Raw genomic sequence first — 9,030 nt, forward strand, 5'->3', positions numbered from 1 at the left:
TTTATTGTAGTTCTTCACATTGATATCTTAGTTCAGCTAAAAAAGCTCTGGCTGCTGGACCTAAGCTGTCGCCATCTTTAAAGATTAAATGCAACTGCATAGAGCGCTTGCTGTTATGTTGCAAAGGGAGTGTTTTGAGTTTGCCCTGTGCTAGTTCATTTTTAATAGAAGTTAAAGGTAGCCAAGCAAAACCTAAACCACTGCAGATCATATCAATAGAAGTACGTAAATGACTCACCGTCCAGCGCTGGTTAGCACCTAACCAGCCTGCATCACTTTTACGATGCATACCTGAGTCGCGCACTACAATTTGACGATGACTTTTTAAATCCTCTGCGGTTAAATCTCTCCCCAAAGAATGTAATGTGTGATCTGGATTAGCAACTGCAATAAAGTCTATTTGGCAAAGTTGCTCACTAAAACCTTCTGTTAATGCAACCGGTGAAATAGCAATATCTACATCAGCATTCTCAATCAGTTCGCTTGCCCCACTCAGTACCGACTCCACCAACTCAATTTGCAGCATTGGGTATTGGGCAGAAACAGTATCAAGCACTTTATACAGCCTTGCTTGTGGAAACATTTCATCAACTGCAATTTTTAGGCTCCCTTCTGTGCCTTGACCAAGAGTATGACCCACTATTTCCAGCTTAGCGGCTTCATCAAGCAAAAAGTTGGCGCGCTTAAGCATTAGCTCACCTGCTTGAGTCAAAACAGTTTTTCGCCCTTCAATTTCAAATAACTTAACATCGAGCGAGCTTTCTATTTTACCCACCGCATTATGAATACTTGACTGGCTTTTATGAATTCCTTGTGAGGCTTGATTAAAGCCACCAAATTGCACCACAGAGCGAAACATTCGCCATTGCTCTAGTGTGACTCTAAGCATGATTACCTCTTATTGCTTTATATTTTATTTTTGTTGTTAATTCTGCAGATTATCTTCAGACAAGTTAAGTTTGAGCAACCCACACCTAGTTATTATGCATAAATAGGTGTGAGTTTTATTCGGATCTCAGGGAAATTATTTGGCCCCATTTGGTCAAAGAAAACAAATGGACCTACCATGCGTTTTTCTTGATGAGGTAAAATGCGTTTTACATTTAACCCACCAATATCATGCTCTTTCGCTTTAAGCACTTTAGCCATAATAAACATCCTCTTAAGTTGCTTTATAAAAATAAACGTATGTTATTTTGATTTTATATACAGTCGATTATCTATAATTCATATTGTAGTTTAATGAAAGCCAACATCCTTTGTTCTTATTTAATTAATGAATAGCGTTACTTTAGCCCGCACCATTCTCTCTTTGAGAATGTGGCACGTCATTGCAATTACACAAAAGATGCAGGTAATTTACATAATCGTTTTTTATTCTTACTTTTAAATTAGGGTCTTATTTTTAGGTTAAAACGTATATACCTATATAAATGTTTATACCTATAACTTGTAAATAGTGCTGCAGCACAAAACAGCAAATAATTTAGCCCGTTTTATCGCAAAGATAATTCATAGCATACAGGGAATTTAACTTATTAAGCTGCCTGTATTTTAAGCTAAAATATAATTTTAACACTAAAATAGTACGCTAGCGCAAAAGTATATTTGCATTAATTGCTATTTCTGAGCTTGTGTTTTTTACCCTCAAAGGCTTAATATTTATACTAATCCAAAGCTTAGAAACCGCTAGTACAGCATTATACTAATGCTTAAACAGGCGTTATTTTAATCAACTTTAACCTTTGGTACATATTTTGTACCAACAGTAAAAGCTCGTATCTAATTAATAAATAACAACAAATAGTTAAACACATTGAAAAAATGTAATTTTTTTAATTTTTTTCTGGACAATTTATTTTCCTCAGCTAACATCTAGCTAGAACATAGTTATTTCCTCACAACTCTACACGCCCTATGATTTGAGCTTTAACAGACTCTATTTGCGGGAAGTAGATACACACCCTGATATGTATTCGAAGTTTATCTTCATCAGTTTTGCAATTTCAGGCAATTAATTGCCCGCATACTGACATCCGGCGAAGGCTAACAAGCTGACTCCGTCAATTTGACCGAATCCACACATGTGGACGTTCTTAAAGATTTTGCTATCTTAAGGCTATACCCCTGCGCGTCAGAAAAGCCATAAATTTAGCGAAAGGTGCACTGCTGGGCCTATATAAAAGGTATATGTTGGAATGATGACACTTTCCTCCATGCCCGTAACACATCGGGCAGACGCTAAATCTGGGCATAGCTTTGATGCCAATCGCCACTGGGCGGCTTCTTTAACGCTCGGCTTCTGTGCTCAAAACAGCGGCGATACACGTGTTACGCGCATGAATATTGCTCGTCATTATGGTCCATTACGTGTGCAAAGACCTTTTTACCCTGAAGGCAAAGATGGTTGCTGTCACGTGTATTTACTGCATCCGCCCGGTGGGGTTGTGAGTGGCGATGCGCTCAATATCGATATTTCGCTCACTAAAGGTGCGCATAGTTTAATTACCACACCTGCTGCCAATAAGCTTTATAAAGCCGACAGCAACGGGGTTGCATGGAGCCAAACTACTAATTTAAAAGTGGATGACAACGCCATTTTAGAGTGGTTGCCGCAAGAAACCCTCGCCTTTGATGGCTCTCGTGGGCTGCAAGTATTTAACATTGAACTGGCTAAAACAGCTAAGTGCCTAGGCTGGGAAATACTAGGCCTTGGTCGCCCTGCCAGTGATTTGCCCTTTGCTACTGGCTGTATTGAGCAGCGTTTTAAGTTAACCCAAGACGGTAAGCCATTGTGGTTAGAGCGTCAAAATTTAGACCCCACTCACCCTAGATTTAACGGTAAATGGGGCCAAGGTGGTGCTACCGTACATGGCACATTTTGGACTGTTGGCTTAAACGATCCAGCAGCAGCTATTGCTGCACTGCGTGAACAACTACCGCCCAGTAATAATTGGGCCGCTACCTACCGCCGTGACGTTTTATTAGTGCGCTATTTAGGGCACGAACGTAACCAAGTATGGAAATTATTTGAACAGGTACGCAACATACTTCGCCCGCTATTAAGCGGACATCAAGCCACCATACCACGGATTTGGTTAACCTAATTTTTAACTGTTTGTCATGGCTAAAAATAACAACAATAATTCTATCGCCTATGCTCTTTAGGTGATTAATTAAACACTATTATTTACCAAGGTGTTAATTATAAGCAGAGCCTAGTTATTGCTTATGATTAGCCTCTTGGCTGAAGAAAACTGTACCGATATTTTAAACATATCGTCTTAGCTTTTGCTTAGGCGAACACACTACCTGTGCCAATTAGTCATAGGTAATTAATATAACAACATCGAGGACTATGGAGTTAGCGATGGAATTAACACCCAGAGATAAAGATAAATTAATGTTATTCACTGCAGGTTTACTTGCAGAGCGACGCAAAGCCAAAGGGCTAAAACTAAATTACCCAGAAGCAATTGCTCTAATCACCTGCGCTATTATGGAAGGTGCGCGCGAAGGGCGCACAGTGGCAGAAATGATGGCATTGGGTCGTGAAATGTTGACCCGCGACGATGTAATGGAAGGCATTGCTGAGATGATTCAAGACGTACAAGTAGAAGCAACGTTTCCTGACGGTACCAAACTGGTCACTGTGCATAACCCTATAGTTTAAGGAAGTTCGTTATGATTCCAGGTGAATATCAACTAAAAAGTGGCGATATTGAACTGTGTGTTGGCCGTAAAAGCATCACCATTAATGTTGCTAATAAAGGGGATCGACCTGTACAGGTTGGCTCTCATTACCACTTTGCCGAAAGTAACCCAGCACTGAGTTTTGATCGCGAGCAAGCCTATGGTTATCGCTTAGCTATTGCTGCTGGTTTAGCAATTCGCTTTGAACCAGGACAAACCCGTGAAGTATCTTTGATCCCCTATTCAGGTTTACGTCGTCTTTACGGTTTTCGTGGTGAAGTAATGGGACCTTTAGACAATAAACCTAAACAGGAGAGCGTGTAATGAAAATATCTCGTCAAGCCTATGCTGACATGTATGGCCCAACCACGGGTGATAGAATTCGTTTAGGTGATACCGAATTATGGGTCGAAATAGAACACGACCATACCCATTATGGTGAAGAAGTAAAATTTGGTGGCGGTAAAGTTATTCGTGATGGCATGGGTCAAAGCCAACGCTGTGATGACGCCGTTATGGACACGGTTATCACTAACGCAGTGATTATCGACTGGTGGGGCATTATTAAAGCCGACGTGGGTTTAAAAAATGGCCGCATTGCTGCTATTGGCAAATCTGGCAACCCTGATACACAGCCCGATATAGACATTATTATTGGCCCAGGTACCGAAATCATTGCCGGTGAAGGTCAAATTTTGACCGCCGGTGGCGTTGATACCCACGTGCACTATATTTGCCCACAACAAGTTGACGAAGCGCTCATGAGTGGCCTAACCACCATGATTGGCGGCGGCACTGGCCCAGCAACAGGCTCAGTAGCTACAACACATACACCGGGGCCATGGCATTTAGGCAAAATGATGCAAGCCGTGGACGATTTACCGATTAATATTGGTTTTCTAGGTAAAGGCAGCGCAAGTACTCCCGAAGCACTTGAGCAACAAATTAAAGCCGGCGCTATGAGTTTAAAAATTCATGAAGATTGGGGCGCAGCACCCGCTTCTATTAGCAATGCTTTAGATGTTGCCGATCGCTACGACATTCAAGTTGCCATTCATGCTGATAGCCTCAATGAATCTGGTTTCGTGCAAGATACTTTAGAGGCATTTAAAGATCGTTGTATCCACACCTATCATACCGAAGGTGCCGGTGGTGGCCACGCCCCTGATATTATTGTTGCTTGTGCTATGCCTAATGTGTTGCCGTCGTCAACTAACCCGACTCGCCCATACACTATTAATACCGTGGATGAGCACCTTGATATGTTGATGGGTTGTCATCACCTCGACCCTAACATTCCTGAAGATGTAGCCTTTGCCGACTCACGTATTCGCCGTGAAACAATTGCGGCCGAAGATATTCTTCATGATATGGGCGTTATTTCGATGATGTCCTCTGACTCGCAAGCCATGGGTCGCATTGGCGAAGTAGTGTGTCGTACGTGGCAAACCGCTCATAAAATGCGCGTGCAACGTGGTTTATTACCAGAAGATGAAGCACTGGGCGCCGATAACTTTCGCGCAAAACGTTACATTGCCAAATACACTATTAACCCAGCCATCACTCACGGTATAAGCCATGAAGTAGGCTCAATCGAAGTAGGTAAATTTGCAGATTTAGTACTGTGGAAACCGCCATTTTTTGGGGTTAAACCATCAATTATATTAAAAGGCGGCATGATTGCAGGTGCGGCAATGGGCGATCCAAACGCAGCTATTTCTACACCACAACCAGTACATTACCGCCGTATGTTTGGTGCATTAGGTAAAGCAGTAAGTGCAACACGTATGACCTTTGTAAGCCAAGCTGCTATGAATACTGGGCTTGAAGAAAAGCTCGGTTTGAAAAGCCAGCTTGTGGCCTGTAAAAATGTGCGACAAGTGCGTAAATGCGATATGAAGCTCAACGATGCTTGCCCAGTATTAACGGTAGATCCGCAAACGTATGAGGTTCACGCTGACGGTGTATTACTTACCTGCGAACCTGCAACTGAATTACCGTTAGCCCAGCGCTACCATTTGTTTTAATCCATTTTTAGGACAATTAGATGTTTGAATTAACAAAAAGAATAGATAGCAACACACAAGATGCTGTGTTCGATACCCTCACCTTGCCATACGAGTTACGTATTCGTGGTCGCCTAAAAGCAGTGACTGACAATGGTCATGATGTTGGTTTATTTCTTGACCGTGGCCCAGTGCTTCGTAATGGCGATTTACTGCGTGCCAGCAGCGGCGAAGTATTTAGTATTAGCGCTGCCGATGAGCCGGTTACCACTGCATACATAGAAAACGGCTTGCCTTTGGCACGTTTATGTTACCACTTAGGTAACCGCCATGTGTCACTTGCAATTGGCGTTGATGCTGATGGTCGCCATTGGATACGTTTTCCGCCAGATCATGTATTAGAAGAGTTAGCGGTACTTTTAGGCGCGCAATTAACGCACCACCAAGCACCGTTTGATCCAGAATCTGGTGCATATGCACACGCGGGTCGTGAGCAATCGCATGGTCATACTCATGCACACTAATACTGAGCCAACACAAAGCAGTGATCTGGCATTATTGGGCTTGATGCAATTGATCAGCCCTGCGCTGCCAATTGGTGCTTTTGCTTGGTCTCAGGGGTTAGAAAGCGCGTTTGAACTTGGCTGGGTTACTAATGAGCAACAACTTGGCGAATGGTTAGAAGGTGTGCTTGACGACGGTTTAACGCGCTGCGAATTACCGGTACTTGCTCGGCTACAAAACTGCTGGGCTAAAAGCGACAGCGAAGGTTTAAGCTACTGGAACGAATGGCTACATGCAAATCGTGAAACTGCCGAATTAAGCGATGAAGATACTCGCTTAGGCTTAGCCCTGATGCGTTTGCTCAACAGTTTACAGTTACAACCACAAACCGAGCAAGGTCATGCAGCATTACCGCAAGACCCAGGTTATGTCACCGTTTTTGCCTGGTTAGCGCAGCAGCGACAAATTCCAGTACGCCAAAGCTTACTCGGGTTTGTTTGGGGCTGGTTAGAAAACCAACTGGCGGTTGCCTGTAAAGCAATGCCGCTTGGCCATACTGCAGCGCAGCGTTTAATTGAGCAATTACGGCCTAAAATGGTTATCGCAATCGACACTGCATTAGCATTAGCCGACGACCAACTTGGGCCAATTATGCCTGGCTTAGCGCTTGGTAGTGCACAGCACGAAACACAATATTCAAGATTATTTCGAAGCTAATACGCTTCTATATACACAAGGAAAACAGCAATGACACATTGTTTACGAATCGGCGTTGGCGGCCCAGTTGGCTCTGGCAAAACAGCTTTATTACGTCAATTATGTAAAGCATTGAAAGATCACTATGATATCGCCGTGGTTACAAACGATATTTATACCCGCGAAGATGCTGACTTTTTACTTAAACACGACGCACTCCCAGCGGACCGTATTTTAGGAGTAGAAACAGGTGGTTGCCCACATACGGCAATTCGTGAAGATGCTTCTATGAACTTAGCTGCGATTGACGACTTACAAGCACGCCACCCCAATTTAGAAATAGTACTGGTTGAATCTGGCGGCGATAACTTATCAGCTACTTTCAGCCCAGAGCTTTCTGATTTAACACTTTATGTGATTGACGTGTCTGCTGGCGACAAAATTCCACGTAAAGGTGGCCCAGGTATCACTAAGTCTGACTTATTAATAATTAATAAAATTGATATCGCAGAATATGTACATGCTTCGTTAGAGGTAATGGAACGTGACTCGAAAAAAATGCGCGGTGAACGCCCTTTCGTTTTTGCTAACCTTTACGATGGTGTTGGCTTAGAAGAAATCATCAGCTTTATTTTAAAGCAAGGCATGTTACCTGAACGCCGACCTGGCAAACCAAATAGTATTAATTAAGTAACACAACTTTTAATCAAAACACAATTCAATAGTAAAAAATATAAACGGAGAATAGTATGAAAATAATGACCAAATTACTGATGGGATTAGGCTTAATGCTAACAGCTACTGCAGCTTTAGCCCACCCTGGTCATGGCGTTGAAACCCATAACGGTTTTCTTAGTGGCTTGTTACATCCACTTATGGGTATTGACCACTTATTAGCAATGGCAGCAATTGGCTTTTGGAGTATTCGCCAAAGCACAGCAATGAAACGCGGCGCGCCATTATTTGTAGTTGGCGGCATGGTTTTAGGTGCGGCCCTTGCTTGGAGTGGCTTAAGCTTTGCAGGCGTTGAAACCGGTATTGCAATGACCGTATTACTAGCCGGTATTTTAATTGCCACTATGGCTAAATTACCAACCGTATTAGGCGCAAGCTTAGTCGCTTTATTTATGCTTACACATGGTTATGCCCACGGTGCAGAAATGGCTGAAGGCGCAAGTATATTGAGCTACATGGCAGGCTTTGTTATTGCTACTTTAGCTATCACCTTTATTGGTCGTGGTTTAGGCACACTTATGCTAAAAGCTGATAACCGCGCTACCCGTGCACTTGGCGGTGTTGTTGCTGTAATTGGTGGCGTATTGGCAGTTGGCTAATAGCAACTGAATTTATTATCCCCATTAGGGTAGCTTTACTGTCGCTAACATAGTTGATGCTATGGTTACCCTTACCTTCAAATCAATGACTATCGAGCAGCAGCTAGATAGTCTGCGAGAATAAACCCACTTTTAATGTGGTCAATTTAAATCTCATTATAACTATCTCAGCTAGGAGAAATATCAAGATGAGCGGCACAATCATAAAGCTTTCAAGAAACACCAATAATGCACCAAGCTGCACTGTAGCTACACAAACAGTTGCTTTTTCGCATTACAATAATATTTCAGCACAATTACCGATTGCTCCTAAAAGCGGTAACATTGTAGCTGATGATATAAAAACACAGGCAAAACAGTGTTTAACAAATATTAAAGCGGTTATTGAAAGTATTGATCATGTTATGGACGATGTGATTAAAATTAATGTGTTTTTAAAAAACATCACAGATATTGATGCTGTAAACGACGTATACGCTAGTTTCTTCCAAGACTACTTACCAACACGCACAACAGTTGCCGTGGCAGCTTTACCGCTAGAGGGTGCATTAGTACAAATGGATGCGCTTATCTCTAATGGCGAAGGTACTACACCGCAAGCACCTTGCGATTTAATTAAAGTAGCAAAAAATAGCAAAAATGCACCTACATGCTCAGTGTCTACGCATACGGTTGCTTTTTCTCATTACAATAATATTTCTGCTCAGTTACCTGTCGATCCACGGCAAGATCATTATAAATTGAACTTATAGAGCAAGTAGTGATCAGATCAAGGCATAATAATTACTTGGTCGCAT

Annotated in this window: 10 protein-coding genes and 1 pseudogene; 9 read left to right on the forward strand and 2 right to left on the reverse strand. The window is 42.4% G+C overall.

Going from position 1 to position 9,030, the window contains the following annotated elements:
- Position 1 precedes the first annotated feature (1 nt).
- Positions 2-889, reverse strand: coding sequence for a LysR family transcriptional regulator (locus tag HC000_RS07770; protein WP_089368414.1), 888 nt, complete (start codon positions 887-889; stop codon positions 2-4).
- A 92-nt stretch (positions 890-981) separates the two neighbouring features.
- Positions 982-1,149 (reverse strand): hypothetical protein, encoded by a 168-nt coding sequence (locus tag HC000_RS07775; RefSeq protein WP_179807369.1) that lies wholly within the window; start codon positions 1,147-1,149, stop codon positions 982-984.
- A gap of 1,049 nt (positions 1,150-2,198) precedes the next feature.
- Between HC000_RS07775 and HC000_RS07780 the strand changes: the two genes are divergently transcribed.
- From HC000_RS07780 to HC000_RS07820, 9 genes and pseudogenes are all read left to right on the forward strand, one after another.
- Positions 2,199-3,107, forward strand: coding sequence for an urease accessory protein UreD (locus tag HC000_RS07780; RefSeq protein WP_179807370.1), 909 nt, complete (start codon positions 2,199-2,201; stop codon positions 3,105-3,107).
- A gap of 263 nt (positions 3,108-3,370) precedes the next feature.
- A complete protein-coding gene (gene ureA / locus HC000_RS07785) occupies positions 3,371-3,673 on the forward strand; it encodes an urease subunit gamma (protein ID WP_011328433.1) in 303 nt (100 codons plus the stop codon).
- A gap of 11 nt (positions 3,674-3,684) precedes the next feature.
- Positions 3,685-4,017, forward strand: coding sequence for an urease subunit beta (locus tag HC000_RS07790; protein WP_011328434.1), 333 nt, complete (start codon positions 3,685-3,687; stop codon positions 4,015-4,017).
- Complete coding sequence (ureC, locus tag HC000_RS07795; protein ID WP_011328435.1) at positions 4,017-5,720, forward strand: urease subunit alpha; 1,704 nt, start codon at positions 4,017-4,019, stop codon at positions 5,718-5,720. Before HC000_RS07790 ends, ureC begins: the two co-directional genes overlap by 1 nt.
- Before the next feature lie 20 nt (positions 5,721-5,740).
- Positions 5,741-6,223 (forward strand): urease accessory protein UreE, encoded by a 483-nt coding sequence (gene ureE, locus HC000_RS07800; RefSeq protein ID WP_179807371.1) that lies wholly within the window; start codon positions 5,741-5,743, stop codon positions 6,221-6,223.
- The gene (locus HC000_RS07805; protein ID WP_179807372.1) at positions 6,213-6,920 is read left to right on the forward strand and encodes an urease accessory protein UreF; all 708 of its coding nucleotides are present in this window, start codon (positions 6,213-6,215) and stop codon (positions 6,918-6,920) included. The genes ureE and HC000_RS07805 overlap by 11 nt, the downstream gene beginning before the upstream one ends.
- Positions 6,921-6,950: 30 nt before the next feature.
- Positions 6,951-7,589: an urease accessory protein UreG gene (gene ureG, locus HC000_RS07810; RefSeq protein WP_089368417.1), complete on the forward strand. Its 639-nt coding sequence runs from the start codon at positions 6,951-6,953 to the stop codon at positions 7,587-7,589.
- Positions 7,590-7,648: 59 nt separating this feature from the next.
- Complete coding sequence (locus HC000_RS07815) at positions 7,649-8,233, forward strand: HupE/UreJ family protein (RefSeq protein ID WP_179807373.1); 585 nt, start codon at positions 7,649-7,651, stop codon at positions 8,231-8,233.
- A 188-nt stretch (positions 8,234-8,421) separates the two neighbouring features.
- Positions 8,422-8,958, forward strand: a pseudogene (locus HC000_RS07820) (Rid family hydrolase); the annotation flags it as partial.
- Positions 8,959-9,030: the final 72 nt, after the last annotated feature.

The organism is Pseudoalteromonas sp. MIP2626 (genome assembly GCF_013414205.1).
Taxonomy (GTDB): Bacteria; Pseudomonadota; Gammaproteobacteria; order Enterobacterales; family Alteromonadaceae; genus Pseudoalteromonas; species Pseudoalteromonas nigrifaciens.

Coding starts and splice junctions, on each gene's coding strand:
- ureE (WP_179807371.1), top strand. CDS start 5,741: ATGTTTGAATTAACAAAAAGAATAGATAGCAACACACAAGATGCTGTG.
- HC000_RS07815 (WP_179807373.1), top strand. CDS start 7,649: ATGAAAATAATGACCAAATTACTGATGGGATTAGGCTTAATGCTAACA.
- HC000_RS07790 (WP_011328434.1), top strand. CDS start 3,685: ATGATTCCAGGTGAATATCAACTAAAAAGTGGCGATATTGAACTGTGT.
- HC000_RS07780 (WP_179807370.1), top strand. CDS start 2,199: ATGATGACACTTTCCTCCATGCCCGTAACACATCGGGCAGACGCTAAA.
- ureA (WP_011328433.1), top strand. CDS start 3,371: ATGGAATTAACACCCAGAGATAAAGATAAATTAATGTTATTCACTGCA.
- HC000_RS07770 (WP_089368414.1), bottom strand. CDS start 889: ATGCTTAGAGTCACACTAGAGCAATGGCGAATGTTTCGCTCTGTGGTG.
- HC000_RS07805 (WP_179807372.1), top strand. CDS start 6,213: ATGCACACTAATACTGAGCCAACACAAAGCAGTGATCTGGCATTATTG.
- ureG (WP_089368417.1), top strand. CDS start 6,951: ATGACACATTGTTTACGAATCGGCGTTGGCGGCCCAGTTGGCTCTGGC.
- HC000_RS07775 (WP_179807369.1), bottom strand. CDS start 1,149: ATGGCTAAAGTGCTTAAAGCGAAAGAGCATGATATTGGTGGGTTAAAT.
- ureC (WP_011328435.1), top strand. CDS start 4,017: ATGAAAATATCTCGTCAAGCCTATGCTGACATGTATGGCCCAACCACG.